Source organism: Streptomyces sp. NPDC030814 (genome assembly GCF_055572155.1).
In genome coordinates this window covers 217895-244313 of the sequence record NZ_JBVIDX010000001.1, presented here as the reverse complement: position 1 = coordinate 244313, position 26419 = coordinate 217895, and the positions used below count along the sequence as shown (strand labels likewise).

Genomic DNA, 26419 nt, shown 5'->3' with positions numbered 1-26419 from the left:
AGCCGACCGCCTCTCTCATCTCGGCGACCTCTGACAGGAGGGCAATCATGAATGCCACGGTTTCCGGTCCCCGACAGCTGCGAATATCCCTCTCTTTTAATGGCCGACGCGATTGGCCACTCGCAGGTGCGGCAATTACGGCACTGCTGAGTTTTATCATGCTCTTCCCGCCATGGATATCGGGAGACATCAGCCTAAACGCATTCGGCGAGAACATGCCGAGCGCGGGGCCCGCACTGGTAATTGTGATGACCCTCGGGGTTTTGGCATTCATAATCCTTGGGTTGACTACGGATGAGGCTAAATATCACGCCTTGGCGTTGTTTCCAGCATCAAACCTCCTAGTGATCTATATAGTGAAACTCGCCGACACTTCGGATCAAATAGATCAAACCACTCAAGGTTTTGATGTCTCTATAGGCGTTGGCCTTTGGCTTGGCTTCCTCTTTTCTCTAGCCACGTTTATTCTACTCATCCTGGCGCAGGCCCTGAGACGCGGGTTCCTAGAGGTCAAGTTCACCCGCGAACACGGGGACCTTAACCGCGATAAGTGAATCGACAGCAAATGAAATCAATCCGGTGGCGCTGCGGCTAGCACTAAGTTGATGTGACTATGCCGCCTAAACCTCTAACACCCGACTTGGCGCTCAGCGCCGCATGGCTGTGGGGTCGATCTTTGATTCAGTTCGTATCTTTCTCTCGTTTGCGAGCAACACAGCGAAAGATGTGACCATGAAAGCAAAAAGGCGTTTCATTGCGGTACTCACACTAATCTCAGTGATCGGACTTTCCTTTTCCGATACTACTTCCATAGCGGAGGCAGAGACGGACAGCCAGGGATCTCAAGTAAAGTATCTAAGCGATATTGAACCGCTGAGATCTGAGTTCGGTGTAGCGAATGAGGCTGCGGAGATAGACGGCGAACAGTACCCACATAGCGTCGTCATGCGGGCAGATAAGGGTTATGTGCCCTACGGTGACGCAGAGTACAATCTTGGTCGCAAGTGGCGCAGCCTTGACGCCACTGTCGGACTACGTGACGACTCCCCGAGTGAAGCAGCATTGAAGTTCGAAGTCTTCGCAGACGGAACGAGACTGCACGAGGAAAGAATGAAAATCGGAGAGTCCAGCAATATTTCTCTGGACGTGTCGGAGAAACTACGCCTGACAATAAAAGTCTCCTACGCCTCATCTGAGGAAATAGACGCCTACTGCTACGGCGTATGGGGAAACGCCAGACTTAGCACAGATACAGCAGCATCCGGCCGCGTATTGGGTGGCCTCCCTGATATTCCCTCCTACTGCAAAGCCAAGGGCTTTGAAGATTCTTCCGACCCTGCGGGTGTCGAAAATGTCGGCGATTGGGAGTGCGTCAGTGCCGACCGGTCCATGTCGATCACAAACGATCCGAAGGGCTTGAGGAATCTCACATGGGATGAAGCTTGCGATCTCTTCTATGGGGTCAAGTTCGGCAATGTCCGCCCCATAAATACTGCGCCAACAGATCCGCCGTTCACGGTGAAGTGTGCTAAGTAGAACGGCCATCTTGATCAGTAGGTTGGGGACAACGCTGACTGCGGTGCATGGGGCGATGAAGTTCTGGAGGACGATGGACATGACAAGCAAACTGGCAGCCTGTGCGGCAGTAACAATGCTTATGGGCGGAGTCAGCGTGCATGCCAGATCTTCAGTCGATGACTCCCCTGTAAGTCAGAAACAGAAAAAGGTGACAGTGGAAGAGATGAGCAATTGGGTTGTTGCTTTTCAGGATAGCCCTGAGGTCTCTCGACTCGTTGAAGATCTGGGGAATCTCGGCATTGACTCAGTTGGCGACCTGCAATATTATCCAGAGGATTGTTCAGTCGTCCTCAATGACGCTCGGGCCGTGAAAGATGATGCCCCGAAGCCTCCATATGCCGAGAAATATTGGAATTCCGGGCTGAGCTCTGGCGAGTCGGCATTCAAGCTATTCTGTGCAGGGGAGCCTATATTCGCTTACGGTAAGGCCGTAGCGGCAGTACGTCAATTTTCGGAATTCACCGATAAGGTTGTCGACGAATTCCCTGAGCTTGAGGAAAACAGCCAAGCTCAAGGTATATTGAATCCCGGTAGTCGTCTAACCTCGTTCTTGCATGAGGGTCCATCAGCTCGCTGACGGACCTTTTCTGCTTGGTCGGGTTCGGTTTTTCTGCGCAGGGCTTCGGCGTAGTCGGCTGACGTCCGGTTCCTGACGGATGGCCGGGCTGGGCGGGGCCCGACGCAGAACAGGCACGGATCGCGGTCCGAAGCGCCTACACGAGGGCCGCGTGACTCCTGCATTGTTCGGCTTGTGCAGCGACCGTGCAAGATGATCTTTGAACGCTTCATTTGCGCAGGTCAGATACTTCGTATAGGAGTTCCGGGACATCTGAGCGGGGGCGGCCGGACCGCCGTCAGTCGGGGCGTCGCGACGGCGGGGCCGGGTGACGGTCGGCGGCCCAGGACGCGAGGAGGCGCGGGCGCTCGTCGGTGGGGGAGCCGGGGCGGGTGCGTACCGCCGCCGGGGCTGGACACAGGCGACTCACCCCTCCACCGACCACAAGGGCATCGTCGTCTTTCCGGGACCCCGCCACCCCGGCCCGTAGCCTCGCGGCACTCCCACCACCGCCGTGAGCGGCGCGACGGCTGTCGACCCCGGTCGGCGGAGGGCGGCGGGTGGCGGCACGGCCGCCGCCTGACCATGGCGGTCACCGGCAGTCGACAGCGGACGGATACGGTCCCCGCCGGTCGAAGCAGTCTGCGGCCCGTCGCAGCAGCCCTCGACGGTCGCGCGTTCGATGGAGGGGCGGTGGCGGCGACCCGTGCGCCCGGCCACCACCACCGCCCCGCCCGCTCCGCTCGCCCGCCCTGCCGGGCGTCAGCCCTTGTCGAGCATCTTGTTCATCTGCTCGATCTCGGCCGTCTGGGCCGTGATGACGTCGTCGGCGAGGTCGATCGCGGGGCCGTACTTCCCCTCGGCCTTCTCGGTCTTGGCCATCTCGACGGCGCCTTCGTGGTGCTCGACCATCAGTTCCAGGAACTTCTTGTCGAAGGCCGCTCCGGAGGCCTTCTCCAGGTCGGCCATGTCCTCGGCGCTCATCATTCCGGGCATGGCGGACGCCATGTCGTGACCCATGCCGGCCATGTCCTCGGGGACCTTCTCGCCCCAGGCGGTGAGCCAGCCGGACATCGTCTCGATCTCCGGGTCCTGGGCGCCCTTGATCTTGGTGGCGAGGTCCTTGACCTCCGGCGAGGCGGCTCGGCTGTCGGCCAGTTCGGCCATGTCGACGGCCTGGCGGTGGTGCTGGATCATCTCCTCGGCGAAGCCGACGTCCGCCTTGTTGTGGCCGCCGGCCTTCGCCGAGGCGGACGAACCGGCCTTGGGCGAGCCGGACTCGGAGTTCATCGAGCCCATGTCGTGGCCGTCGCCGTCGCCGCCGCACGCGGTCAGGACGAGGGCGGCGGCACCGGCAGTGAGGGTGAGGGCGGCACGACGGAAGAACCCGCGGTGTGCGGTCATGGTGGAGCTCCTGCGTTTTGAATCGGAGAAGTCGGAGAAGGGCGTGCCGGAGCACGCGCCGCGTCCCGGTGGGTGTGCGGCGGCGTGCGGGCTTCTCTAGATCCGCAGTAGTTGGAGTTCGGCCAGCGATGGTGGCGCGCGGCCGCCTTGGGGGCCTGCGCCTGTCATCGACGCCCGTGCGTCCGTCTGTTCGGCCGGGGCCACCACATCGGGCGTCAGGGCGGGGGCCGCGGTCGGGGCCTGGGCGACGGACGCCGAGGCGCAGGTCGGGTCCGCGTGGTTCATGTGCCCCGTGCCACCGTCGGCGTCGTGGCCGCATGCGCCCGGCATCGACACCCGAAGGGGTGCCTCCGAGCGGGGCGCGCGCACCTGAACGGCCGCCTTCACGCCCGGCGCCGAAAGCCGAACGGCCGCCCCCTGCGACACTCGTGCCGACGCCGCCGAGCCCGGCATCGACGCCCCCGCACCCCCGTGCGCGGCCGCCGTCATCCGGTCGTGTCCGGCGGCCCCGTGGAGTGCGGGGACCGGTCCGAGACCGTGCATGCCCAGCAGACCCAGCAGCAGCACGCACACGATCAGGCCGCAGGCCCGCAAGGGCGGACGCGGCCGGCGGTGCGGCGCTCCGAGGCCGGTCACGGCCTCGTCGTGGGCATGGTGCATGGGTCCCTTGCGTGTCGTGTGCGTCGCGGGGCGTCGCGGGCGCCGCCGAAGCGGCTCGGTGCCGGTGTCCCCGTGGGCGGGCCGCCTGTTTCCACTAACCTACTATGGACTTACGTACTCAGCTTGTACGTCGGGGCGGGGAGAGGGAGTCGGGGCATGCGGCGGCTGGGGGAACTGGAAGCGGAGATCATGGACCGCCTCTGGAGCTGGAACCGCCCCGCGACGGTGCGCGAGGTCGTCGACGACATCAACCGGACCCGGCCCGTGGCCTACACGACCGTGATGACGGTCACCAACATCCTCTACAACAAGGGCTGGTTGCTGCGGGGCAAGCAGGGCCGCGCCTGGCTCTACTCCCCCGTGCGCAGCCGTGAGGCGTACGCCGCCGCGCTCATGGAGGACGGTCTGGGCGCCAGCAGGGACCGGCCGGCCGCGCTGGTCCATTTCGTGGAGAACATGACCGAGGAAGAGGTGGCCGCCCTGCGCAAGGCCCTGCGGAGCGTGGGACGACAGGCGAAACCGTGAACGCGACCCCCGTCCTCGTCGCCTACACGGCCCTGGTGGGCTTCGTCGCCCCGCCGCTGCTCGTGCGGGCCGACTGGCCGCACCGGGCGCCCGCAACGGCCCTCGCGGTCTGGCACGCGCTGGCGCTGTCCTTCTCGCTGGGGGTGGCGCTGACCGCGTACCACCTGGCGATGCCCGCCGGGCATCCGCACGAGGGCCTGCTGGGTCTGCTGCACTCCTGCGGGCTCGCCGTCCTCGGGAGCGACGCCGGTCCGCGGACCGCCGCCCGGCTCGCCGCCGCCCTGCCCGCCGCGCTCGGATTCGCCCTGGCCGGGAGCTTCGCCTTCCATCTCGTACGGGCCGGTCGGGCGCGGGCGCGCCACCGGCGGGCCGTGGATCTGGTGGGCCGCCGGTCGGTCAGGCTGGGTGCCGTCGTCCTGCCGTACGACGTGCCCGCCGCCTACTGTCTGCCGGGCCGCCGGCCCAGGATCGTGGTCAGCGACGGGGCCGTCCGGGAGCTGACGTCCGAGCAGCTCGCCGCAGTACTGGAGCATGAGCAGGCCCATGTGGCCGGCCGCCATCATCTGGTCCTGGCCGCCGCGGAGGCGTTCCACTCCGTCTTCCGCCGGCTCCCGCTGACCCGCCACGTCCGGGAGCAGACGGCGCTGCTGCTGGAGATGGTCGCCGACGACCGCGCCCTGCACGGGCATTCCCGTGAGGCCCTGGCGACCGCGATGTACGAGATGGCGGCGGCCCGGGCGCCGCGCGGCGCGTTCGGGGCGGGTGGCCGGGCGGTGCTGATCCGTGTGCGGCGGGTGCTCGGCCCGCACAGGACTCCCCATCGGGCCCTGTCGGCCGCCATGGCCGCCGTGGCGGTGACGGTGCCGCTGCTGCCCCTGCTCGTCGTCTGTCCGCCCGGCCTCGGCTGACCCGCCACCGCCCGTCCGCCGCCGCCTCGTCCGGATGCCGGACGTGGACCGCGTCCACACCACCGTCGCCGGCACGGCACCGACTCGCCGGGCGCCCACCACGGCCCGGCCGGCCTGCACCGGCGCGCCGGACTCCCGGTGCGGTACGACCACCTCCAGCCCCACGGCCGGCGGCGGATACCCGCTCCGTCTGGAATTCACGGCCGCGGGAACGGCATGACCGGGCGGCACCGTCACGCCGTCACGCCGTCACGCCGTCATGCCGTCATGCCGTCATCATCAGCAGCATCGTCGCCATCGAGCCGCCCATGCCGACGTGACCGGCCAGACGGGCGTTCGGGGCCGAGAGCACCGCGGGGGTGCGGGCGGCGCGGCGGTGGCGGGCCCTCGGGACGGCCGTCCCGGAGGACGCGGCCGGGCCCCGCAACCGGGCCCGTACGGCCAGGGCCACGAAGACCAGGAAGTAGGCGGCCAGCGCCCAGAAGGCTGCGCGCCACAGCGCGGCGGAGCCCGAGGACGCGGCGGCCTCGGCCACGCCGTGGCCACCGCCCATGCCCTCCATGCCGGCCATCGCCCCGTGTCCGTGCCCGTGTCCGTGCCCGGAGGCGCCCAGGGCGAGCGTCGGTCCGGAGCTCTCACCGGGCATGGCCAGGGTCATGAGCACCATGGCGGCGCTGCCGATCACGAGATGGGCGCCGTGCCCCAGCTGCCGTACGCCACCGCTCCTGACGTGCCGTACGGAGAGGGCCACGCCGCCGAGACAGAGCACGGCGAAGACCGCCGCCCACCACAGGCCGTACGTGCCGTAGAGGGCCGCCGTAGGGGGCGCCGCCATCACGGCCATGCCCGCGCCCATCACGACCTCGGCTCCCGCCTCGAACCGGGCCCAGCCGCCGACCAGCGCCATCCGGACGAGGTTGCCGACGGCGACCCCGGCGCCCAGCACCACCACCGTCCAGCCCAGAAGGTGTCCCGTCACATCGCCACCACCGCTCGTCGACTACTACGTACCTCCTTAGTACGTGACGGTCGGCGATACCGCTCAGCGGGATGCGCGGCACTTCGCGGCGGCAGGCTCGGACCCGGCTCACCCACCTACTGGCCACATACCCCCCAGGGGTATAGTGTGCTGTGTGTCGAGGGACGGATCGCACGGACGAGGATGGGGATGACAGGTCATGGACCACAGCGCTCACCATGACGGCACCGCGCACGACCACGCCGCCCATGAGGGCCACGCGGGCCACGGAGGCCACGCGATGTCCCACGAAGGGCACGGCGGAGCGTCCTGGGGCACGGCGGTGAAGGCGACGCTGCACTGCCTGACCGGGTGCGCCATCGGAGAGATCCTCGGGATGGTCATCGGCACCGCGCTGCGGTGGGGCAATGTGCCGACGATGGCGCTGGCCATCGTCCTCGCGTTCGCGTTCGGGTATTCGTTCACGCTGTTCGCGGTACGCCGCGCGGGCCTGGACCTCCGGAGGGCGATCAAGGTGGCGCTGGCCGCCGACACCGTCTCCATCGCCGTGATGGAGCTGGTCGACAACGTGATCATCGCCCTGACTCCGGGGGCGATGGACGCCCACCTGTCCGACGGGCTGTTCTGGTCGGCGCTCCTCGGCGGGTTCGCGGTCGCCTTCCTGATCACCACGCCCGTCAACAAGTGGATGATCGGCCGCGGCAAGGGCCACGCCGTGGTCCACGCCTACCACTGACCACCCGTCCGGCGGCTCCGGCCGCCGGCGGGACCGCGACCGGAGCCGAACGAGTGGTCACGGGAGGGCCGAGCCCCGCCGGTTCACCCGGCTGAGCGCCCCGAGTGGTGGCGAGCGGGAATCCGACTGACGGTGGATCACGTCAAGGCCGGGTCCCTTCAGCTGACGAAGCGCCAGCTGCCTGGTCGTGACGGAAGGACCCACCAAATGCGTTCAGCCCGCATGCTTTTCGCGACAGCGGCGGCCACGGCCGTCCTCGCCATCACCGCTCCCGGCGCCTACGCCGACGGGGAGAAGTGGGACCACGAGGACAACGGATACAGCAAGGAGCACCACAAGAAGGAGCACGACAAGGGCGGCTGGCACAAGGGCCCCCACGGTGGCGTTCACACGGGCGGCGGCGCCCTGACCGCCGTCGGCGGCGGCGACGACAAGAAGGAACACCACAAGGGCGGCTGGCACAAGGGCCCCCACGGCGGCGTTCACACGGGCGGCGGCGCCCTGACCGCCGTCGGCGGCGACGAGTGGACCTCCGGCGAGGACACCGGGAAGGAGTCCTGGGGCAAGGAGGGCAAGGAGGGCAAGAAGGAGGGCCACGAGAAGGGCTCGTGGAAGGGCGACCACGACAAGGGCGGCTGGAAGCACGACCACGACAAGCCGCGTGGCGGGGTGCACACGGGCGGCGGCGGGCTCGCCTCACCGACCACGACCGCCGGCGGGCTGGCGGTTCTCGCGGTCGCAGGCACCGGCATGTACGCCCTGCGCCGCAGGAACAGTGGTGGAAGCGCGGCCTGACCCGTGCCCGGCGCGATATCCGGCCCGATAGCGGACGGGCCGCCACACCGTGCATCGTGTGGCGGCCCGTCCGCCCGGATCCGTCCGCTGTCCCGCCCGTCCCGCTGTCCCGCCCGTTCCGCTGCCGTGCCTTGTGAGGTGGTGTCCTGTGGCAGCCCATCCCTCCGACCCCGGCGGCACCGGTCCGGGACCGACCCGCCGTGGATCCCGACCGACCGCCACTCTGCTGTTCGCCCTGGGCCTGCTGATCCTCTCCGTCATCCTGTTCGGACGCGAGGGTTCCTCGCCCGAGGCCTCCCGGCCGCCGGATGCCCGGCCCGCCCCCCAGGCCGCGCACCCTTCCCCGACGGCCTCCCCCGCCGTGACGGCCTCCCCCACCGCGACCGTCTCCCCCACCGCGAGAGTCACCCCCTCCGCGGCGGCCTCGCCCGCCGCCCGCCCGGCGGGCAGTCCTCTCCCCCGGTCGATGCCGGTGCGGCTGCACATCCCGAAGATCTCCGTCGACGCCCCCTTCGTCCCGTTGCAGATCGGCCGCACGGGGCAGCTGGACGCCCCGCCCCCCGACGACGTCAACCTCGTGGGCTGGTACGCCGACGGCGCCACCCCGGGTGAGGCGGGCACGGCGATCATCGCCGGGCATGTCGACACGACCACCTCCCCGGCCGTCTTCGCGCGACTCAGCAGACTCGCCAAGGGCGATGTCTTCCATGTCGCACGGGCCGACGGGGGCAAGGCGAGCTTCGTCGTCGACGAGGTGGAGACCTTCGACAAGGACCACTTCCCGGACGAGCGCGTGTACGCCGACACGGCCCGTGCGGAGGTCCGGCTGATCACCTGCGCCGGCGAGTACGACCGTACGGCCAAGGACTACACGGACAATCTGGTGGTCTTCGCACACCTCACCTGAGCCCGGCGGCTCCCGGCCCCGCAAGGGGCCGGGCCAAGTCCTGGGAGCGCTCCCGGCGACCCGGGCGAACGGCAAGCGACCGGCTGTCCAAAACTGTTCCCACAGACGGCCAAGAACGATTCAACGGCCGACCATGTTTGATCAACGCTCGTCCATGATTCCGCAACACGAACGTTTGGACGTTTGGTCGGACGTACGTTCCTCCGCGTGAACTCTGACCAAGCACCCCCCAGAGGCGACGGCGTAGAGGCGACCGGTTCCGCCGACGGCCCGATATCCCTCCCCAGGCCCCGAGCGCGGCGGTCGCTGCTGCGCGCCGCGCTCGCCGGCACCGCCGTCCTCGGCGGCGGACTCGCGGTCGGCGCCTTCCCCGCCGAAGCGGAGCCCGTCGCCCGCACCAAGCGCTCCGCCCCGGCCGCCACCCCCACCCGGCCGGACACCCCCGAAAAGGCGTTGAAGGAACTGTCGAAGGGCAACCGCCGCTGGCGGACCCTCCACCAGCAGTACCCCGACCAGGACGCGACCACCCGCAAGGCGATGACCATCGGTCAGCACCCCTTCGCGCTCATCCTCGGCTGCATCGACTCCCGCGTCCCCCCGGAGCTGGTCTTCGACCAGGGCCTCGGCGACCTGATGACCGTGCGCAGCGCCGGCGAGGTGCTGGACGAGGCGGTGCTCGGCAGTGTCGCGTACGGCGTGCTCGAACTGGACATCCCGCTGGTGATGGTGCTCGGCCACCAGTCCTGCGGGGCCGTGAAGGCGGCCGTCCAGGCGGACATCACCGGTGAGAAGCTGCCGGCCCACATCCAGTACGTGGCCGACCAGATCGCCCCGGCGATCGACCACCACGTGGAGGGCGACGCCCGGGTGGCGGCGACCATCGACGCGAACGTCCGGCGGGTCCGCTCGAAGCTGGCGGCCGAACCCGATCTCGCCGCGAAGGTGAAGACGGGCAAGGTGGCCATCGTCGGCGCCCGCTACGACCTGACGACCCAGCGCGTGCACCTGCTGAAGTAAGCCCGGCGCGAGACGGATGTGAAGGGGGTCCGGCGGATGTCCGCCGGACCCCCTTCTCCGGCTCCGTCGCCCTGTCACAGCGACGACGGGACGAGGACCCCCGCGTTGTGTCCGCGTCGTGTCACAAGACGTCCGGGTGCTGTCACGTCTCGCCGCGACACCTTGTCGGTGGGTTCCGGGGGCGTGCATCGTCGGTACTGCGAGGCGGTGACTCGCCGCCGGCACTCACCATGACGTGGAGGTGCGCCATGTGTTCACACCAGCCCCAGTGCCCCGCGGCCGACAGCACGAACGCCGACGCCGCGCACATCGTGGCCTTCCACCCCGAACAGGGCTGGAACCTGCTGTGCAACGGGGCGATCGTCTTCGACGACACCGGTGAGATCCTCCCCGACGGCCGTGTCGTCGCCCCGAGCCGTCTCGCCGTCGCCGCCTGAGACCCCCCGGGCCGCGGCCGCCCGCTACGGCAGGACCGCGAAGCCGTCCAGTTCCACCAGGGCCCGCTCGTCCCAGAGGCGTACGACACCGACGACCGCCATCGCGGGATAGTCCCGCCCCGCCAGACTCCGCCACACCTGGCCGAGTCGAGACGCGTGGGCGCGGTAGTCGGCGACGTCCGCCGCGTAGACGGTGACGCGGGCCAGGTCGGCCGGTGTGCCGCCGGCGGCCTCCAGCGCGGTCAGCAGATTGCCGAGCGCCCGCTCGAACTGCTCGACCAGCGTCTCCCCCACGACCTTGCCGTCCGCGTCGAGCGCGGTCTGGCCCGCCAGGAAGACGACCCGTCCGCCGGTGGCGACCACGGCGTGCGAGAAACCCATGGGCGGCGAAAGCTCTGCCGGGTTCACCCGTTCGGTGCTCATGAGGACGGCTCCTGTCCCGCGGTTCGCGCGTACAACTCCTTGGCGATGACGGCCCGTTGGACCTCGCTCGCCCCTTCGTAGATCCGTGGCGCCCGCACCTCCCTGTACAGGTGTTCGATGAGATGGCCGCGCCGCAGCGCCCGGGCGCCGTGCAGTTGGACGGCCGCGTCGACGACGTACTGGGCGCTCTCCGTGGCCAGCAGCTTCGCCATGGCGGCCCGCGCCGGGACGTCCGGGGCGCCGGAGTCGTACGCCGCGGCCGCCGCGTAGACCATGAGCCGGGCGGCCTCCGTGCGCAGCGCCATCTCGGCGACCTGGTGCGCGACCGTCTGGAGGTCGCGCAGTTTCCCGCCGAACGCCTCGCGCCCGGAGGTGTGCGTGAGGGTGGCGTCCAGGGCGGCCTGGGCCATGCCGACCGCGAAGGCGCCGACGCTGGGGCGGAAGAGGTTGAGGGTGCCCATCGCGACGCGGAAGCCGCGGTCGGGTGTGCCGAGCACGTCGTCCGCCGTGACGGGTACGGCGTCGAGGGCGAGGCTGCCGATGGGGTGCGGGGAGAGCATGTCGAGGGGGGCGCCGGTGAGGCCGGGGCGGCCGGCCGGGACCAGGAAGGCGGTGACGCCACGGGCGCCCGCCTCCGGTGTGGTGCGGGCGAAGACGGTGTAGAAGTCGGCCTCGGGGGCGTTGGAGATCCAGCACTTCTCGCCGGTGAGCCGCCAGCGGCCGGTGCCGTCGGGCTCGGCCCGCAGTTCCAGGGCCGCCGCGTCCGAACCGGCCCCCGGCTCACTGAGCGCGAAGGCCGCGATCGCGTCGCCGTCACTCACCCGGGGGAGCCAGCGGGCGCGCTGGGCCTCGGTGCCGTGGGCGTGGACGGGGTGGGCGCCCAGGCCCTGGAGGGCGAGCGCGGTCTCGGCCTCCGTGCAGGCGTAGGCCAGGGACTCGCGCATCAGGCAGAGGTCGAGCGCGCCGGAGGTGAACAGGCGGCGCAGCAGGCCCAGTCGGCCGAGCTCGGCGACGAGGGGGCGGTTGACGCGGCCGGGCTCGCCCTTCTCGGCGAGGGGGCGCAGGCGGTCGGCGGCGAGGGCGCGTAGGTCGGCGCTCCGGGCGAGTTGCTCCGGTTCGAGCGAGAATGCCGTCATTGCCGTCCCCTCTCCCCCATCGGGCCGCATCAGGTTATCGCGGTCTGTTGACTGTCGTCATCAAGGCGATACGCTCCAGATGCGAGCCCACCACGACGTGCGAGTCCACCACCGCAGGGACCGAGCAGGGGGCGAACGTCATGAACGCCAGGGTCACCGCCCATGTCGACACCTTCGCCCGCGACCGTCTGCCGCCCCCGGACCAGTGGCCCGAGCTCGTCTTCGACCTGCCGGAGCTGCGCTATCCCGACCGGCTCAACGCCGCCGCCGAACTGCTCGGCGGCACCGACCCCGGCCGGCCCGTCTTCCGCACCCCCGGCGGGGAGATGTGGACGTACGGCGAGCTGACCGCCCGCGTCGACCGCATAGCCCACACGCTGACCTCCGCCCTCGGGATCGTCCCCGGCAACCGGGTCCTGCTGCGCGGGCCCACCACACCCTGGCTGGCCGCCTGCTGGCTGGCGGTGCTCAAGGCGGGGGCGGTCGCGGTGACAGTGCTCGCGCAGCAGCGGCCGTACGAGCTGATGACGGTCTGTGAGCTGGCGCGGGTCTCGCACGCCCTGTGCGACATACGGTCCGTGGACGACCTGGTGAAGGCCGAGGTGCCCGGGCTGAGCATCACCACGTACGGCGGGGACGGGCCGGAGGACCTGCTGCGCCTGCGCACGCCGGACGGGCCGTTCCCGGCGGTCGACACCGCGGCCGAGGACGTGGCGCTGATCGCGTTCACCTCCGGCACGACCGGACGGCCCAAGGGATGCGTGCACTTCCACCGGGACGTCCTCGCGATCGCGGACACCTTCTCCCGGCATGTGCTGAGGCCGCGGTCGGACGACGTGTTCGCCGGGTCTCCCCCGCTCGGCTTCACCTTCGGTCTCGGCGGTCTCGTCGTCTTCCCGATGCGGACGGGGGCCAGCGCCCTGCTGCTCGAACAGGCCGGCCCCAAGCAACTGCTGCCGGCGCTCGCCGAGCACCGGGTGTCGGTGCTGTTCACCGCGCCGACCGCGTACCGGGCGATGCTCGGCGAGCTGGACGGGCACGATCTGTCGGCACTGCGGCGGTGCGTGTCGGCGGGCGAGAACCTGCCGGCGGCCACCTGGCGGGCCTGGCACGAGCGGACCGGGCTGCGGATCATCAACGGCATCGGGGCGACCGAGCTGCTGCACATCTTCATCTCCGCGGCCGACGACGCCATACGGCCCGGCACGACCGGGGTTCCCGTGCCGGGGTGGCACGCGCGGGTGCAGGACCCGGACGGGGTGCCGGTGCCGGACGGGGAGCAGGGGCTGCTCGCGGTGCGCGGTCCGGTGGGGTGCCGTTATCTCGCGGACGAGCGGCAGCGGGAGTACGTGCGGGATGGCTGGAACGTCACCGGTGACACCTATGTCCGTGAGCCGGACGGGTACTTCCGCCATGTCGCCCGCGCCGACGACATGATCATTTCCGCCGGGTACAACATCGCGGGGCCCGAGGTCGAGGAAGCCCTGCTGCGCCATCCGGATGTGCTGGAGGCGGCTGTCGTGGGGCGGCCCGACGAGGCGCGCGGGCAGGTCGTCTTGGCGTACGTCGTCGTCGCGGCGGGGGCGGCCCGGGACGGAGAGGCGCTGCGCGCGTTCCTCCTGTCCCAGCTGGCCCCGTACAAGTGTCCGCGCGAGATCGTGTTCCTGGACGCCCTGCCACGCACGGCGACCGGCAAACTCCAGCGGTTCCGACTGCGCACCACAGGTGACCAGCAGTGATACCGAAGACCTAAAATGATCAACGTGTCCGAACAGCATGCACCACGTTCGCTCATCGTCACCTTCTACGGCGCGTACGGCCGTTCGGTGCCGGGTCCCGTGCCCGTCTCCGAGCTGATCCGGCTGCTCGCCGCGGTGGGTGTCGACGCGCCCTCCGTCCGTTCCTCGGTGTCCCGGCTGAAGCGCCGCGGGCTGCTGCTGCCGGCCCGTACGGAGGCGGGCGCCGCCGGGTACGCGCTGTCCGACGACGCCCGGCAGCTCCTGGAGGACGGTGACCGGCGGATCTACGCGACGGCGCCGGAGCAGGACGAGGGCTGGGTGCTGGCCGTGTTCTCGGTACCGGAGTCCGAGCGGCAGAAGCGGCACGTGCTGCGCTCCCGGCTGGCCGGACTGGGCTTCGGCACGGCCGCGCCGGGGGTGTGGATCGCGCCCGCCCGGCTGTACGAGGAGACCCGGCACACCCTCGTGCGGCTGCGGCTGGACCCGTACGTGGAGTTGTTCCGGGGCGAGCACCTGGGGTTCGCGGCGACGGCCGAGGCGGTGTCACGGTGGTGGGACCTGGCTGGGATCGCCAAGCAGCACGAGGCGTTCCTCGACCGGCACGCGCCCGTGCTGCACGACTGGGAGCGCCGCGCCGACACCCCGCCGGAGGAGGCCTACCGCGACTATCTGCTGGTCCTGGACTCCTGGCGTCAGCTGCCGTACGTCGACCCGGGGCTGCCGGCGGCGCTGCTGCCGGCGAACTGGCCGGGGGTGCGCTCGGCGGCCGTCTTCCGGGCCCTGCACGAGCGGCTGCGGGACGCGGGGGCGGTGTTCGCGGGCCTCGGAACGTAGAGCCCCTGCGAAGATCGCACTGATCGACGAGCAACGGCACGGCAGGGCCGCCGGCACACCGAAGGGAACACGCGCGTGACCGCGTCGTCGAGGGCCCGCAGGGCCCGGGGAGCGACGGTCTGGCTCACGGGCTGCCCGCGGGCAAGACCACCCATCGCCGCGTCCTCACCGTGCGGCTGCGGTCCGAGGTGCACCGGGTGGAGGTCCTCGACGGTGACGAGATCCGCCGCGTCCTCTCGGCGGGACCCGGCTTCTCCCGCGCGGACCGCACCACCGATGTGCGGCGCAATCGGCCTGGTCGCCGGGGTCCTCGCCCGCAACGACGTGCTGTCGGTCGTCCCCGTCATCGCCCCTTGCGCCGACAGCCGCGAGGCCGTCCGGGGGCGCCACGCCGTGAGCGGCACCCCCAACGTCGAGGTGCGTGTCGCCACCCTGGTGGAGGTGTGCGCCGAGCGGGACGTCAAGGGCCCGTACGCCCGCCAGGGGGCCGGCCGGCTCAAGGGCCTGACCGGCGTCGACGACCCGTACGAGCCGCCGGCCGACCCGGCGCTGCTGCTCACGGCCCGGGCCGAGACGCCCGAGGAGTCGGCGCGGTGTACGCGAGGCCGGCGGAACGGGGCCTCCTGTCCGTCCCGGTGCGGCCCGGGATGACCGGCTGCCCGGTCTCCCGGGCTACGGGGCGCCCTCCAAGGTGAGTCGCGGCTTGGGTGCGTCCGTGCGGCCCGTGTTGGGGCGGCGGCTTCCCGCCCGGTAGGGGGCGGGCCAGGTCACGGCGGGGCCCTCGTAGCCCTGTTCGGTCGCCGCGTGCAGGGTCCAGTGCGGGTCGTAGAGGTGAGGGCGGCCGAGGGCGCAGAGATCCGTGCGGCCCGCGAGGATCAGGGAGTTGACGTCGTCCCAGGAGGAGATCGCGCCCACGGCGATCACCGGTACCCCCACCTCGTGGCGGATCCGGTCCGCGTACGGGGTCTGGTACGAGCGGCCGTACTCGGGGCGCTCGTCGGCCACCACCTGCCCGGTCGAGACGTCGACGGCGTCCGCCCCGTGCGCGGCGAAGGCCCGGGCGATCTCCACGGCCTCGTCGGCGGTCGTGCCGCCCTCCGCCCAGTCCGTGGCGGAGATGCGGACCGTCATCGGTCGTTCCTCGGGCCACACGGCCCGCACGGCGTCGAACACCTCGAGGGGGAAGCGCAGCCGGCGGTCCAGCGGGCCGCCGTAGCGGTCCGAGCGGCGGTTCGTCAGCGGGGACAGGAAGCCGGAGAGCAGATAGCCGTGGGCGCAGTGGAGTTCGAGGAGGTCGAAGCCGCTGCGGGCGGCACGGCAGGCGGCGGCCGTGAACTGCTCCCTGATGTCGGTGAGTTGGGCGCGGGACAGCTCGCGCGGGGTCTGGCTCGCCGGGTTGTACGGGAGCGGGGAGGCGGCGACGAGGGGCCAGTTGCCGTCGGCCAGGGGCTCGTCGATGCCCTCCCACATCCGCTTGGTGGAGCCCTTGCGGCCGGAGTGGCCGAGCTGGACACCGATGGCCGTGCCGGGTGCCTGGGTGTGCACGAAGGTGACGACGCGGCGCCATGCCTCGGCCTGCCGGGCGTTCCACAGTCCGGCGCAGCCGGGGGTGATGCGCCCCTCGGGGCTCACGCACACCATCTCGGTCATCACGAGCCCGGCACCGCCGAGCGCCCGAGCGCCCAGGTGGACGAGGTGGAAGTCGCCGGGGAGGCCGTCGGTCGCCGAGTACATGTCCATCGGGGACACGACGACCCGGTTGCGCAGGGTCAGACCGCGCAGCCGGAACGGCGTGAACATCGGGGGCGTGCCGGGTGGGCAGCCGAACTCCCGCTCCACGGCTCCCGTGAAGTGCGCGTCGCGCAGCCTGAGGTTGTCGTGGGTGACGCGGCGGCTGCGGGTGAGCAGGTTGAACGCGAACTGCCGGGAGGGCTGGCGCCGGTACAGCCCGACGTTCTCGAACCACTCCAGGCTGGCCCGTGCCGCGCGCTGTGTCGAGGCGACGACCGGGCGCCGCTCCTCCTCGTACGCCGCCAGCGCCCTTTCCAGGTCGGGCTGTTCCTCCAGGCAGGCGGCCAGCGCCAGGGCGTCCTCGACGGCGAGTTTCGTGCCGGAGCCGATCGAGAAGTGCGCCGTGTGCGCGGCGTCGCCGAGGAGGACCAGGTTGCCGTGGGACCAGCGGGTGTTGACCACCGTGCGGAACGTCGTCCACGAGGAGTTGTTGGAGCGCAGCGGCCGTCCGCCGAGCGCGTCCGAGAAGAGCTTCGCGCACCGCTCCACCGACTCGGCGGTGTCCAGTTCCTCGAAACCGGCGGCCCGCCACACCTCCTCCCGCATCTCGACGATGACCGTGGAGGCGCCGAGTTGGTTCCGCGGCCCGGAGGGCTTCGTTGCGGGGTGGTGGTCGGGCGACGGGCGGGAGTAGGGGTAGGCGTGCAACTGCATCACGCCGTGTTCCGTCTCCGCGATCTCGAAGCGGAACGCCTCGAAGGCGAAGTCGGCGGCCAGCCAGATGTAACGGCAGCGGTGCGTCTCGATGGCCGGCCGGAACACCGGCGCGTACGCCTCGCGGGTCGCGCTGTGCACGCCGTCCGCCGCGATGACCAGGTCGTACGTCCGGCAGAGCCACTCCGGGTAGGGGGCCTCCGTGTGGAAGCGGAGGCCGACTCCGAGGGCGCGGCAGCGGTCCTGGAGGATCTGGAGGAGTCTGCGGCGGCCCAGGGCGGCGAAGCCGTGTCCGCCGGAGGTGTGCCGGGTGCCCCGGTGGACGATGTCGATGTCGTCCCAGCGCACGAAGTCCTTCTGCAGGGCCTCGTACACCACCGGGTCGGCGTGTTCGATGCCGCCGAGGGTCTCGTCGGAGAGGACCACGCCGAAGCCGAAGGTGTCGTCCGGGGCGTTGCGTTCCCAGACGGTGATGTCACGGGTGGGGTCGAGGCGTTTGAGGAGGGCGGCGGCGTAGAGACCGCCGGGGCCGCCGCCGATGATCGCTATGCGGTGCGGGCGGCCGGCCCCGGCGGGTGGCTGCGGGCTCGTCCGGGCGGGCGCGGTCACCGTCCCCTCCATCGCGGAGGTCGCTTCTCCTGGAACGCGGCGTGGAACTCCGCGTAGTCCTCGCCGTTCATCAGGAGGGCCTGGGTGGCGGCGTCCAGTTCGACGGAGGCCGCGAGCGGCATGTCCAGCTCGGCGGTGAGGAGGGCCTTGGTCTGGGCGTGGGCGAGGGCAGGGCCCTCGGCGAGGCGGTGGGCCAGTTGGTGGGCGGCCTCGTCGGCCAAGCCCTCGCCGGTGAGCCGGCTGATGAGGCCGATGCGTTCGGCCTCGGCGGCGTGGACGGGTTCGCCGAGCATGAGGAGGCGGGTGGCGTGGCCGAGGCCGACGACGCGGGGCAGGAGATAGGCGGCGCCCATGTCGCCGCCGGAGAGGCCGACGCGGGTGAAGAGGAACGAGAAGCGGGCGGTGGGATCCGCGACCCGGAAGTCGGCGGCCAGGGCGAGGACCGCGCCGGCGCCGGCCGCCACCCCGTGCACGGCGGCGACCACCGGGAACGGGCACTCGCGGACGGCCCGTACGACCTGCCCGGTCATGCGGTTGAAGTCGAGCAGCTGGGCGGTGTCCATGCCGAGGGTGGCGCCGATGATCTCGTCGACGTCGCCGCCCGAGCAGAAGCCGCGGCCCTCGCCGGCCAGCACCAGGGCGCGTACGGACTTCTCCCGGGACAGCTCGGCGAGCAGATCGCGCAGGTCGGCGTAGGCGCCGAAGGTGAGGGCGTTGAGCTTCTCGGGGCGGGCGAGGGTGACCGTGGCGACGCCGTCGGTGATCGCGCACCGCAGATGTCGCCAGTCGGAGGTGCGGGCGGCGGAGCCGGTGAAGGGACTCATGACGGGCGGCCTCCTCGGGGGGCTACCGCGACGCTGCGGCTGCTTACCTGCTCCCCATGAAGCTATCACCGATATCTGACTGTCGTCACGAGTGCGCGATAGCCGAGGGGGGTGGTGCGTCCGGGCCGACCGGCTCCGTGACTCGGTCACGGACCTTCGACAAGCGCGTAACGGCGGGCTCGGCCGCGAGCGGCGGGACGTCGGTATGGGTACACCGCCCGACAACGGGACCGAAGGTCCCGTACGGCGCCCGCCGAGTGATCGCGAAAGGGCTCGCCGTACCATTCGTAACGCTGAAAGCAGGACGAGCCATGACCTGCTCCATGAACGGATCCGCCACCTTGCACGAGCCCTCCGCCCCTTCCTCCTGGCGCATCGCGCTGCCGCACACCGCTGCGGCCGTGCCCGTGGCCCGTGCGCTGGTCCGGACGGCTCTGACCGACCTGCAGCACGGGACGGACTGCGACACGGCGGAGCTGCTCACGGCGGAGCTGGTGGCGAACGCGGTGGAGCACGCGACGGGGGACGGCCCGATAGAGCTGGTCGTCGAGCTGATGCCGTCCGGCTGCACGGTCGAGGTGCACGACCCGGACCCGGCGCCGCCGGGCGATCTCACGGCGCCCGGGTACGACGAGCCCGACCCCTGGCAGGAACACGGCCGGGGTCTGCTGCTGATCCGCGCCCTCAGCTCGGCCTGCGGCCACCGCCCCACGGACTCGGGCAAGGCGGTGTGGTTCCGCCTCCCGACGGTCCCGCACCAGCGACCCGGAATCGTCTAGTGCGGCGACCCCGCTGAGGGGCTCCCGGAATCCGGATGCCGCTACCCGGCGGCAGCCGGAGTCCAGAGGCGGCGGCTCAGCCAGACGTACGCAGCCATGGCCAACGCGCCGCGCGCCATGAAGTCGCCCCACAGGGGCAGGAATTGGTCAGCGGTGCCGACCTCCAGGACGCCCCGCAGCAGAACGGCGGTGAGTGCACCGGCCACCGCGAGGACGAGTACGTAGCTGACGCCGGCCGTACGGTTCCGCCCCAGCCAGGTACCCAGCAGTCCGGAGGGGATCTGCACCGCCACATGGAAGCACACGCAGCAGAACAGGACCGCCGCGAAGATCATGGACGGCGGCACGCCCGCCGAACGGTCATCGGCGGCCACCCCATGAGCGTCCAGCGCCCAGAACGGTGGCACGAGGAAGGTGAGCAGCAGCAGCGCTCCACTCCCATGCATGGCGGCGATGTGCACCGCCGCTCGCTGGACCACCTTCCTGCTGCGTCTCGTCGTGGACGTCGACTCGCGATCGTCTGCCCTCACGGTCCCCCCTCGGCATCCTCGCGCCATGCCCGACGGCGAGCCGGACAGCACTGTACGCCGGACCGTTCCCGCGCAGGCGCCCGCGTCAGTCTCGGCCCCGGTCGGCTCCGTTCGTGGCCCACACCGCCCGGGGGTCAGGCCAGGGTCGCCACCAGCACCGCCTTGATCGTGTGCAGCCGGTTCTCCGCCTCGTCGAAGACGACCGAGTGCTCGGACTCGAACACCTCGTCGGTCACCTCCAGCGAGTCCAGCCCATGGCTCTCGTGGATCTCCCGCCCCACCTTCGTGCCCAGGTCGTGGAAGGCCGGCAGACAGTGGAGGAACTTGACGTCGAGATTCCCGGTGGCGCGCAGCACGTCCATGGTCACCGCGTACGGGGAGAGCGCCGCGATCCGCTCGTCCCAGACCGACTTCGGCTCGCCCATCGACACCCAGACGTCCGTGGCCACGAAGTCCGCGCCGCGCACCCCCTCGTCGACCTGCTCGGTGAGTGTGATCCGCGCCCCGCTGATCTCGGCGAGCTTGCGGGCGTGGGTGACGATCTCCTCGGCGGGCCAGTAGGACCGGGGGGCGACGATGCGGACGTCCATGCCGAGCAGCGCGCCGGTGACCAGGTAGGAGTTGCCCATGTTGAAGCGGGCGTCCCCGAGGTAGGCGAAGGCGATCCCGGTCAGCGGCTTGTCGCTGTGCTCGGTCATGGTCATCACGTCGGCGAGCATCTGCGTGGGGTGCCAGTCGTCGGTGAGGCCGTTGTAGACGGGAACCCCGGCGTACGCGGCGAGCTCCTCCACGTTGGCCTGGCTGTCCCCTCGGTACTCGATCGCGTCGAACATCCGCCCGAGCACCCGGGCCGTGTCCCGTACGGACTCCTTGTGCCCCATCTGCGAGCCGGAGGGGTCGAGGTAAGTGGTCGAGGCACCCAGGTCGGCCGCGGCGACCTCGAACGCGCAGCGTGTACGCGTCGAGGTCTTCTCGAAGATCAGCGCGATGTTCCTGCCGGTCAGGCTTCGGGTCTCCGTCCCCGCCTTCTTCGCCGCCTTCAGTTCCACGGCCAGCTCGATCAGCCCGCGGAACTCCGCCGCGGTGAAGTCCAGCTCCTTGAGGAAGTGGCGCCCGGCGAGGGCGGGGAGGGCGGTCGCCATGGGGACGCTCCAGGGTCGGGGACAGCAGGCCGACTGGAAGTCTATACGATGCTCCACATTTCTATACAGGCGCCCTCTCCACCGGGCAGCTCATGCAGCGGGGGCCTCCCCTCCCCCGCCCCAGCTCGCTTCCGGGGATCTCGATCACCTCGATGCCCCGCTTGCGCAGATGCGTGTTGGTCGTCACGTTCCGCTCGTAGGCCACCACGACCCCCGGCTCCACGGCCAGGACGTTGCAGCCGTCGTCCCACTGCTCGCGCTCGGCGGCGTGGACGTCCTGGGTGGCGGTGAGCACCCGGATCTCGTTCAGCCCCAGCGCGGCGGCGATCGCGCGGTGCATGTGCTCCGGCGGATGATCGGTGACCTTGAGCTCCTTCTCTCCGACGCCCGGCTCGATGGTGTACGAGCGGAGCATGCCGAGTCCGGCGTACTGGGTGAAGGTGTCACCGTCGACCATGGTCATGACCGTGTCGAGATGCATGAGGGCCCGGCGCTTGGGCATGTCCAGCGCGACGATGGTCCGCGCGGAGCCGGCGGCGAACAGTTTGTGGGCGAGCATCTCGACGGCCTGCGGCGTGGTCCGCTCGCTCATGCCGATGAGGACGGCGCCGTTGCCGATCACGAGGACGTCGCCGCCCTCGATGGTCGAGGGAAAGTCGGCCTGCCCCTCGGACCAGACATGGAACGCCTCGCCACGGAAGAGGGGGTGGTGCCGGTAGATCGCCTCGAAGTGGACCGTCTCGCGCCGGCGAGCCGGCCAGCGCATGGCGTTGATGGAGACCCCGTCGTAGATCCAGGCGGAGGTGTCACGGGTGAAGAGGTGGTTGGGCAGCGGGTCGATGAGGAAGTCGTCCAGCTCCATGACATGGAAGCGGACGCTCGTCGGCTCCATGTGCGCGTCGAGGAACTCCCGCTTGGTCATCCCACCGATCAGCGCCTCGACCAGTTCACCGAGGGGCAGCGACTCGAAGGCGGCCCTGAGGTGGTCCGTGGCGAGCGGCCCGTACTCCTTCTCGTCGAAGACCCGGTCGAGGACGAGCTCCCGGGCCTCCGGGACCCGCATGACGTCCGTCAGCAGATCGCCGAAGAGGTGGACGACGACCCCCCGGTCGCGCAGCACGTCCGCGAAGCCGTCGTGCTCCGCGCGCGCCCGGCGCACCCACAGCACATCGTCGAAGAGGAGCAGGTCCTTGTTGCTGGGGGTGAGCCTTTTGAGCTCTAGATCGGGCCGGTGCAGGATGACGCGGCGCAGCCGCCCGGCCTCGGAGTCGACATGGAATCCCATGCCTCCATCCTGACCATTCGGGCGTGTGTTCACCCACCGGTCGACCGAAACGGCTCCCTGATGTCGTCCCCTTGACGATAAGCAGCCCGAACCATTATCGTCCAAGTGACGCGAACGAGTCCGTGGGGACCATCGAGGGGGACGTTTCATGGCCGACATCACCAGACGGTTCGGCTGGCGGCATCTGCGGGGAGCACCCACCGCGCACATCCGTCACCACCGCTCCGGACGCCTTGTGCACGACGGCCCGGGGCTGAGCTTCTGGTACCGGTCGCTGACCGCCGCGCTGTCCGAGGTCCCGGTCGACGACCGCGAACTCGCGATGACCTTCCACGCCCGGACGTCCGACTTCCAGGACGTGGCGGTGCAGGCGACGGTGACCTACCGGATCAGCGACCCGGCGACCGCCGCCGCACGGCTCGACTTCTCCATCGACCCCGACACGGGGGTCTGGCGGGGTGCTCCCCTGGAGCAGTTGTCGACCCTGCTGACGGAGACGGCCCAGCAGCACGCGCTCGACGTCCTGGCCCGTACGTCGCTGTCGTCCGCCCTGGTCGACGGGGTGGCGGCGGTACGGGAGCGGGTGGCGGGCGGCCTGGCGGCCGAGCCGCGGCTGCCGGCCACCGGCATCGAGATCGTGGCCGTACGCGTGGTGGCGCTGCGGCCCGAGCCGGAGGTGGAGCGGGCGTTGCGGACGCCCGCGCGGGAGCAGATCCAGCAGGAGGCGGACCGGGCGACCTACGAGCGGCGGGCGGTGGCCGTCGAGCGGGAGCGGGCCATCGCGGAGAACGAACTGGCCAGCCAGATCGAACTCGCCCGTCGTGAGGAGCAGTTGGTCGAGCAGCGGGGGACGAACGCACGCCGCGAGGCCGAGGAGAAGGCCGCGGCGGACGCGGTGAAGGCGGGCTCGGAGGCAGCCCGCACGCTGCGGCTCACCGAGGCGGAGGCCGCGCGCACCGTACAGCTCGCCGAGGCGGAGGCCGCACGGAACGTCCGGCTCGCCGAGGCGGAGGCGGCACGGCAGGTCAAGCTGGCGGAGGCGGAGGCGACCGCCGCGCGGGCCGTCGGCGCGGCACGGGCCGAGGCGCAGTCGGCGTGGCTGCGGGTGCACGGCGAAGTGGACGCGGCGACCCTGCACGCGCTGACCGGGACGCGGCTCGCGGAGAACCTGCCGCGGATCGAGAGCGTGACCGTCTCGCCGGACGTGCTGACCGGGCTGCTGGCGAAGCTGGGCGGGGCGGGCGGTTCCGGGGAGCCCGCGTGAGTCTCGCGCCACGAGTGGTGCTGGTCCACCGCACCACCGAGTACGAGGAGTTGGTGGCCCGGCACGGCACGCACGGCCAGGCCGCCTTCTTCCTCAGGTCACGTGGGCGGGACATCGAGGACGTGGCCGAGCGGCACCGCCGGGAACGGCGGGCGCTGGCCGAGGTCACGTCCTCGGTGCCGCTGACCTGGCGTCAGGCCCGCGTGGAGCGGGCGGACCTGGACCGGTTCCTGTTCGCTCCCGAGGACGTCGTGGTCGTCGTCGGGCAGGACGGGCTGGTGGCCAATGTCGCGAAGTACCTCGCGGGACAGCCGGTGGTGGGGGTCAACGCCGATCCCCGGCGGAACCCGGGAGTGCTGGTACGGCACGGGGTCACAGACGTGGCGAAGCTGCTCGCCTCGGCGGTGGGACGGGGGGCGGCGGCGGACGAGCTGACCATGGTGGAGGCCGTCGCCGACGACACGCAGCGGCTGGTGGCCCTCAACGAGGTCTACCTGGGCGCGGCCGGGCACCAGACCGCGCGGTACCGCCTGGGGCTCGACGGCGACAGGGGTGCCGTCGAGCCCCAGGCCTCCTCGGGGGTGCTGGTGGGGACGGGGACGGGGGCCACCGGGTGGATCCGGTCGGTGTGGCAGGAACGGGCGAGCCGGCTGGATCTGCCGGGGCCGGGGGAGGCGCGGCTGCTGTGGTTCGTCCGTGAGGCGTGGCCGTCGCCGGTGACCGGTACGTCGATGGTGGCGGGGTCGCTGGCGGCGGGCTCGCGGTTGCGGATGACCGTGGAGTCGGATCGGCTGATCGTGTTCGGGGACGGGATGGAGGGGGATGCTCTGGAGCTGACGTGGGGGCAGACGGTGGAGGTGGGGGTGGCGGGGGTGCGGCTGCGGCTTCTGGGGTGAGGTTTTCGCCCCCGCCGCCCCTACCCGTCCTCCGGGGGCTGCGCCCCTTCGACCCCGCCGGTCCGGGGGGCCTTGGGTGCGTGGATTTCTGCGCGTTCGATTGGGCTGGTCGCGCAGTTCCCCGCGCCCCTTCTGGGGGCTCTGCCCCCAGACCCCCGTCTTCCCCCGGCCCCCTTACTTCGTCTCCGTCGCCGCTCCCTTGCGGCGTTTTCTCTGGGTGTAGGTCTCCAGGGCCTGCCAGAGGTCCCGTCGGTCGGCCTCGGGCCAGGGGGTGTCGGTGAAGTGGAGTTCGGCGTAGTGGGCGTGCCAGGGAAGGAAGTTGGAGATGCGGAGTTCGCCGCTGGTGCGCCAGAGGAGGTCGACGTCGGGCATGGCGTGGTGCGGGAGGTGGGCCGCGAAGAGCTGTTCGGTGACGCGGGAGGGGTCGATGTCGCCGGCGAGGGCGGCGCGGGCCAGGGCCGCGCCCGCCTGGGCCAGTTCCGCGCGGCCCCCGTAGTTGACGCAGACGTTGAGGGTGAGGCCCGTGCGGTGGCGGGTGGCGCGTTCCTGGGCGCGGAGGACCTCGACGACGTCGTCCGGGAGGCCGTCGGGGGAGCCGATCCAGCGCAGGCGTACGTCGTGCTGGAGCAGCTCGCCGTCGAGCAGTTCGGCGCGCATGATGGCGAAGAGCTTGGAGACCTCGTCGGGTGAGCGTTTCCAGTTCTCCGTGGAGAAGGCGTACACCGTCAGATGGCGCAGGCCGACCTCCAGAGCGCCCTGGACGACATCGCGCAGGGCGACCGCTCCGGCGCGGTGGCCTTCGTCGCGGGGCAGGCCGAGGCCGGTGGCCCAGCGGCCGTTGCCGTCCATGACGATGGCCACGTGGTTCGGCAGTTGGGCGGGGGCGATCTCGGGCGGGCGTACGCCGTCGGGGTGCGGACGCGGCGGCAGGGGCGGCTCGGTGACCGGCACCGGCTGCCACTCGGGCGCGGTGGGGTCGACGCCGTCGTGATGAGCAGCCGGGTGGGCCCGGGGGGTGTCCGTCGTGGGCGGCAGGGTCAGCCGCCAGACCGCGGCGGCGCGGGCGCGGGCCGGGCCGAGGACGCGCCACTGCTTGTGGCGGGGGACGCGAACGGGGCGGCTCAGCGCGGCGGGTCCGGCACCCGTGATCGCGTCCAGCTCCGCCGCGAAGAGGGCGACGGTGGTGTCCAGCACGATCGCGGGCCCCAGCGGCAGGCTGCCGCGCAGGACCCGGCGGGCGCCCTCCAGCCAGGCGCGGGCCTCATCCGTGAGGTGGGCGATCAGCCGCCGGACGGCGGGAGTCCACCGGCGGGCGATCAGGTCGGCCGGGGTGATCTGGAACCGGTCGAGCACTTCGGTGGGGAACCAGACGTGTCCGCCGTCCAGGTCCTCGGGGAGGTCGCGGAGCATGTCCGCGAGGAACAGCCCCTCCACGAGGCGGGTGAAGCCGGGCGCGTCCCGCAGCCGTACGGGGACGGGCAGGCCGCACCGCACCAGCAGGCGCATGAACTGCTCCGGCCAGCTGATGTTCTGGGCGTGGGACCGTTCCCGCCACTCCTGCCAGGTCGCGACGCCCTGCCGGTCACCGTCCCGCTGGACCGCCTCCAACGCGCCCAGCAGGTCGCCGAGGTCCAGCCCCCAGCGCCACACCGCGTCGGTCAGCGCGAGCCGGATCGGGTCGTCGCTGGTGCCGTTCGTCAGATCGGCCTCCAGCGCCGCCCGCCACTCCTGGAGCCGGGCGGCGCGTTCCTCGGGGGTGCCGTCGGTGGAGTCGAGCAGGTCGTCCGCGTGGGCGAACGCCGCGTACAGGGCCCAGCAGGCGGGCCGGGCCGCCGGGGGCATCAGCCCCATCAGGGCGTACTCGGTGGGCCGGGTGGTGCGGACGAGACGGCGGCACTCGTCGTACGCGGCGTCGAGTGCCGACCGCTCTCGCCCGGACTGCGCTGCGCTGCGACGCATGGGTTACCCCGCATACCTTCGAATGGAACCGATGGGACCGACTCGGGTGACA

26 protein-coding genes and 1 pseudogene are annotated in these 26419 nt (G+C 70.9%); 16 read left to right on the top strand and 11 right to left on the bottom strand.

Annotated features, from left to right (window positions below; genetic code table 11):
* Nucleotides 1–47 precede the first annotated feature (47 nt).
* The 3 genes from ACZ43N_RS01005 to ACZ43N_RS00995 all read left to right on the top strand — a co-directional run bounded on the left by ACZ43N_RS01005 (nucleotide 48) and on the right by ACZ43N_RS00995 (nucleotide 2155).
* Nucleotides 48–554, top strand: coding sequence for a hypothetical protein (locus tag ACZ43N_RS01005; protein WP_468094215.1), 507 nt, complete (start codon nucleotides 48–50; stop codon nucleotides 552–554).
* 223 nt (nucleotides 555–777) lie between these two features.
* Nucleotides 778–1536 (top strand): NPCBM/NEW2 domain-containing protein, encoded by a 759-nt coding sequence (locus tag ACZ43N_RS01000; protein ID WP_468094214.1) that lies wholly within the window; start codon nucleotides 778–780, stop codon nucleotides 1534–1536.
* Nucleotides 1537–1615: 79 nt separating this feature from the next.
* A complete protein-coding gene (locus ACZ43N_RS00995; RefSeq protein ID WP_468094213.1) occupies nucleotides 1616–2155 on the top strand; it encodes a hypothetical protein in 540 nt (179 codons plus the stop codon).
* A gap of 741 nt (nucleotides 2156–2896) precedes the next feature.
* Here ACZ43N_RS00995 and ACZ43N_RS00990 read toward each other — a convergent pair.
* Entirely contained in the window at nucleotides 2897–3538 is a 642-nt protein-coding gene (locus ACZ43N_RS00990) for a DUF305 domain-containing protein (protein ID WP_468094212.1), read from the bottom strand.
* A gap of 96 nt (nucleotides 3539–3634) precedes the next feature.
* A complete protein-coding gene (locus ACZ43N_RS00985) occupies nucleotides 3635–4198 on the bottom strand; it encodes a DUF6153 family protein (RefSeq protein ID WP_468094211.1) in 564 nt (187 codons plus the stop codon).
* A 156-nt stretch (nucleotides 4199–4354) separates the two neighbouring features.
* On the opposite strand from ACZ43N_RS00985, the gene ACZ43N_RS00980 reads away from it, so the two are divergent.
* Together ACZ43N_RS00980 and ACZ43N_RS00975 are read left to right on the top strand one after the other, a co-directional pair.
* Entirely contained in the window at nucleotides 4355–4723 is a 369-nt protein-coding gene (locus tag ACZ43N_RS00980) for a BlaI/MecI/CopY family transcriptional regulator (RefSeq protein WP_468094210.1), read from the top strand.
* Nucleotides 4720–5631 (top strand): M56 family metallopeptidase, encoded by a 912-nt coding sequence (locus ACZ43N_RS00975; RefSeq protein ID WP_468094209.1) that lies wholly within the window; start codon nucleotides 4720–4722, stop codon nucleotides 5629–5631. Before ACZ43N_RS00980 ends, ACZ43N_RS00975 begins: the two co-directional genes overlap by 4 nt.
* A gap of 265 nt (nucleotides 5632–5896) precedes the next feature.
* Here ACZ43N_RS00975 and ACZ43N_RS00970 read toward each other — a convergent pair whose 3' ends face one another.
* Nucleotides 5897–6610, bottom strand: coding sequence for a DUF5134 domain-containing protein (locus ACZ43N_RS00970; RefSeq protein ID WP_468094208.1), 714 nt, complete (start codon nucleotides 6608–6610; stop codon nucleotides 5897–5899).
* Between the two features lie 199 nt (nucleotides 6611–6809).
* On the opposite strand from ACZ43N_RS00970, the gene ACZ43N_RS00965 reads away from it, so the two are divergent.
* The 5 genes from ACZ43N_RS00965 (at nucleotide 6810) to ACZ43N_RS00945 (ending at nucleotide 10502) form a co-directional block, all read left to right on the top strand.
* Nucleotides 6810–7346: a DUF4396 domain-containing protein gene (locus ACZ43N_RS00965; protein ID WP_468094207.1), complete on the top strand. Its 537-nt coding sequence runs from the start codon at nucleotides 6810–6812 to the stop codon at nucleotides 7344–7346.
* 207 nt (nucleotides 7347–7553) lie between these two features.
* Complete coding sequence (locus ACZ43N_RS00960) at nucleotides 7554–8141, top strand: hypothetical protein (protein WP_468094206.1); 588 nt, start codon at nucleotides 7554–7556, stop codon at nucleotides 8139–8141.
* 148 nt (nucleotides 8142–8289) lie between these two features.
* Nucleotides 8290–9048, top strand: a complete 759-nt coding sequence (locus tag ACZ43N_RS00955) for a class F sortase (RefSeq protein WP_468094205.1) — start codon at nucleotides 8290–8292, stop codon at nucleotides 9046–9048.
* A gap of 207 nt (nucleotides 9049–9255) precedes the next feature.
* Nucleotides 9256–10065: a carbonic anhydrase gene (locus ACZ43N_RS00950; RefSeq protein WP_468094204.1), complete on the top strand. Its 810-nt coding sequence runs from the start codon at nucleotides 9256–9258 to the stop codon at nucleotides 10063–10065.
* Between the two features lie 248 nt (nucleotides 10066–10313).
* The gene (locus ACZ43N_RS00945) at nucleotides 10314–10502 is read left to right on the top strand and encodes a DUF5999 family protein (protein ID WP_468094203.1); all 189 of its coding nucleotides are present in this window, start codon (nucleotides 10314–10316) and stop codon (nucleotides 10500–10502) included.
* Nucleotides 10503–10526: 24 nt separating this feature from the next.
* On the opposite strand, the gene ACZ43N_RS00940 is transcribed toward ACZ43N_RS00945, so the two are convergent.
* Both ACZ43N_RS00940 and ACZ43N_RS00935 read right to left on the bottom strand, forming a co-directional pair.
* Nucleotides 10527–10925: a RidA family protein gene (locus ACZ43N_RS00940; protein ID WP_468094202.1), complete on the bottom strand. Its 399-nt coding sequence runs from the start codon at nucleotides 10923–10925 to the stop codon at nucleotides 10527–10529.
* Entirely contained in the window at nucleotides 10922–12061 is a 1140-nt protein-coding gene (locus tag ACZ43N_RS00935) for an acyl-CoA dehydrogenase family protein (protein WP_468094201.1), read from the bottom strand. The genes ACZ43N_RS00940 and ACZ43N_RS00935 overlap by 4 nt, the downstream gene beginning before the upstream one ends.
* Nucleotides 12062–12201: 140 nt before the next feature.
* Between ACZ43N_RS00935 and ACZ43N_RS00930 the strand changes: the two genes are divergently transcribed.
* The 3 genes and pseudogenes from ACZ43N_RS00930 (at nucleotide 12202) to ACZ43N_RS00920 (ending at nucleotide 15285) form a co-directional block, all read left to right on the top strand.
* Nucleotides 12202–13800, top strand: coding sequence for an AMP-binding protein (locus ACZ43N_RS00930; protein ID WP_468094200.1), 1599 nt, complete (start codon nucleotides 12202–12204; stop codon nucleotides 13798–13800).
* Between the two features lie 15 nt (nucleotides 13801–13815).
* Nucleotides 13816–14634 (top strand): PaaX family transcriptional regulator, encoded by an 819-nt coding sequence (locus tag ACZ43N_RS00925; RefSeq protein ID WP_468094199.1) that lies wholly within the window; start codon nucleotides 13816–13818, stop codon nucleotides 14632–14634.
* Between the two features lie 75 nt (nucleotides 14635–14709).
* A pseudogene (locus ACZ43N_RS00920) lies at nucleotides 14710–15285 on the top strand (adenylyl-sulfate kinase).
* 21 nt (nucleotides 15286–15306) lie between these two features.
* Here ACZ43N_RS00920 and ACZ43N_RS00915 read toward each other — a convergent pair.
* Together ACZ43N_RS00915 and ACZ43N_RS00910 are read right to left on the bottom strand one after the other, a co-directional pair.
* Nucleotides 15307–17700: a bifunctional salicylyl-CoA 5-hydroxylase/oxidoreductase gene (locus ACZ43N_RS00915; protein WP_468094198.1), complete on the bottom strand. Its 2394-nt coding sequence runs from the start codon at nucleotides 17698–17700 to the stop codon at nucleotides 15307–15309.
* Nucleotides 17685–18512 (bottom strand): enoyl-CoA hydratase family protein, encoded by an 828-nt coding sequence (locus ACZ43N_RS00910; RefSeq protein WP_468094197.1) that lies wholly within the window; start codon nucleotides 18510–18512, stop codon nucleotides 17685–17687. Before ACZ43N_RS00910 ends, ACZ43N_RS00915 begins: the two co-directional genes overlap by 16 nt.
* Nucleotides 18513–18835: 323 nt before the next feature.
* Here ACZ43N_RS00910 and ACZ43N_RS00905 point away from each other — a divergent pair, with 323 nt between their 5' ends.
* Nucleotides 18836–19291 carry an ATP-binding protein gene (locus tag ACZ43N_RS00905; protein ID WP_468094196.1) on the top strand — a complete coding sequence of 152 codons (456 nt, stop codon included), beginning with the start codon at nucleotides 18836–18838 and terminating at the stop codon, nucleotides 19289–19291.
* 41 nt (nucleotides 19292–19332) lie between these two features.
* On the opposite strand, the gene ACZ43N_RS00900 is transcribed toward ACZ43N_RS00905, so the two are convergent.
* The 3 genes from ACZ43N_RS00900 to ACZ43N_RS00890 all read right to left on the bottom strand — a co-directional run bounded on the left by ACZ43N_RS00900 (nucleotide 19333) and on the right by ACZ43N_RS00890 (nucleotide 22248).
* Nucleotides 19333–19821, bottom strand: a complete 489-nt coding sequence (locus ACZ43N_RS00900; RefSeq protein WP_468094195.1) for a hypothetical protein — start codon at nucleotides 19819–19821, stop codon at nucleotides 19333–19335.
* 134 nt (nucleotides 19822–19955) lie between these two features.
* A complete protein-coding gene (argF, locus tag ACZ43N_RS00895; RefSeq protein ID WP_468094194.1) occupies nucleotides 19956–20963 on the bottom strand; it encodes an ornithine carbamoyltransferase in 1008 nt (335 codons plus the stop codon).
* Between the two features lie 61 nt (nucleotides 20964–21024).
* Nucleotides 21025–22248 carry an arginine deiminase gene (locus ACZ43N_RS00890; RefSeq protein ID WP_468094193.1) on the bottom strand — a complete coding sequence of 408 codons (1224 nt, stop codon included), beginning with the start codon at nucleotides 22246–22248 and terminating at the stop codon, nucleotides 21025–21027.
* A gap of 148 nt (nucleotides 22249–22396) precedes the next feature.
* On the opposite strand from ACZ43N_RS00890, the gene ACZ43N_RS00885 reads away from it, so the two are divergent.
* A complete protein-coding gene (locus tag ACZ43N_RS00885; protein WP_468094192.1) occupies nucleotides 22397–23512 on the top strand; it encodes an SPFH domain-containing protein in 1116 nt (371 codons plus the stop codon).
* Nucleotides 23509–24408 (top strand): NAD(+)/NADH kinase, encoded by a 900-nt coding sequence (locus ACZ43N_RS00880; RefSeq protein ID WP_468094191.1) that lies wholly within the window; start codon nucleotides 23509–23511, stop codon nucleotides 24406–24408. The genes ACZ43N_RS00885 and ACZ43N_RS00880 overlap by 4 nt, the downstream gene beginning before the upstream one ends.
* 174 nt (nucleotides 24409–24582) lie before the next feature.
* Here the strand turns inward: ACZ43N_RS00880 and uppS are convergent, their stop codons facing one another.
* Nucleotides 24583–26367 (bottom strand): polyprenyl diphosphate synthase, encoded by a 1785-nt coding sequence (uppS, locus tag ACZ43N_RS00875; RefSeq protein ID WP_468094190.1) that lies wholly within the window; start codon nucleotides 26365–26367, stop codon nucleotides 24583–24585.
* Nucleotides 26368–26419: the final 52 nt, after the last annotated feature.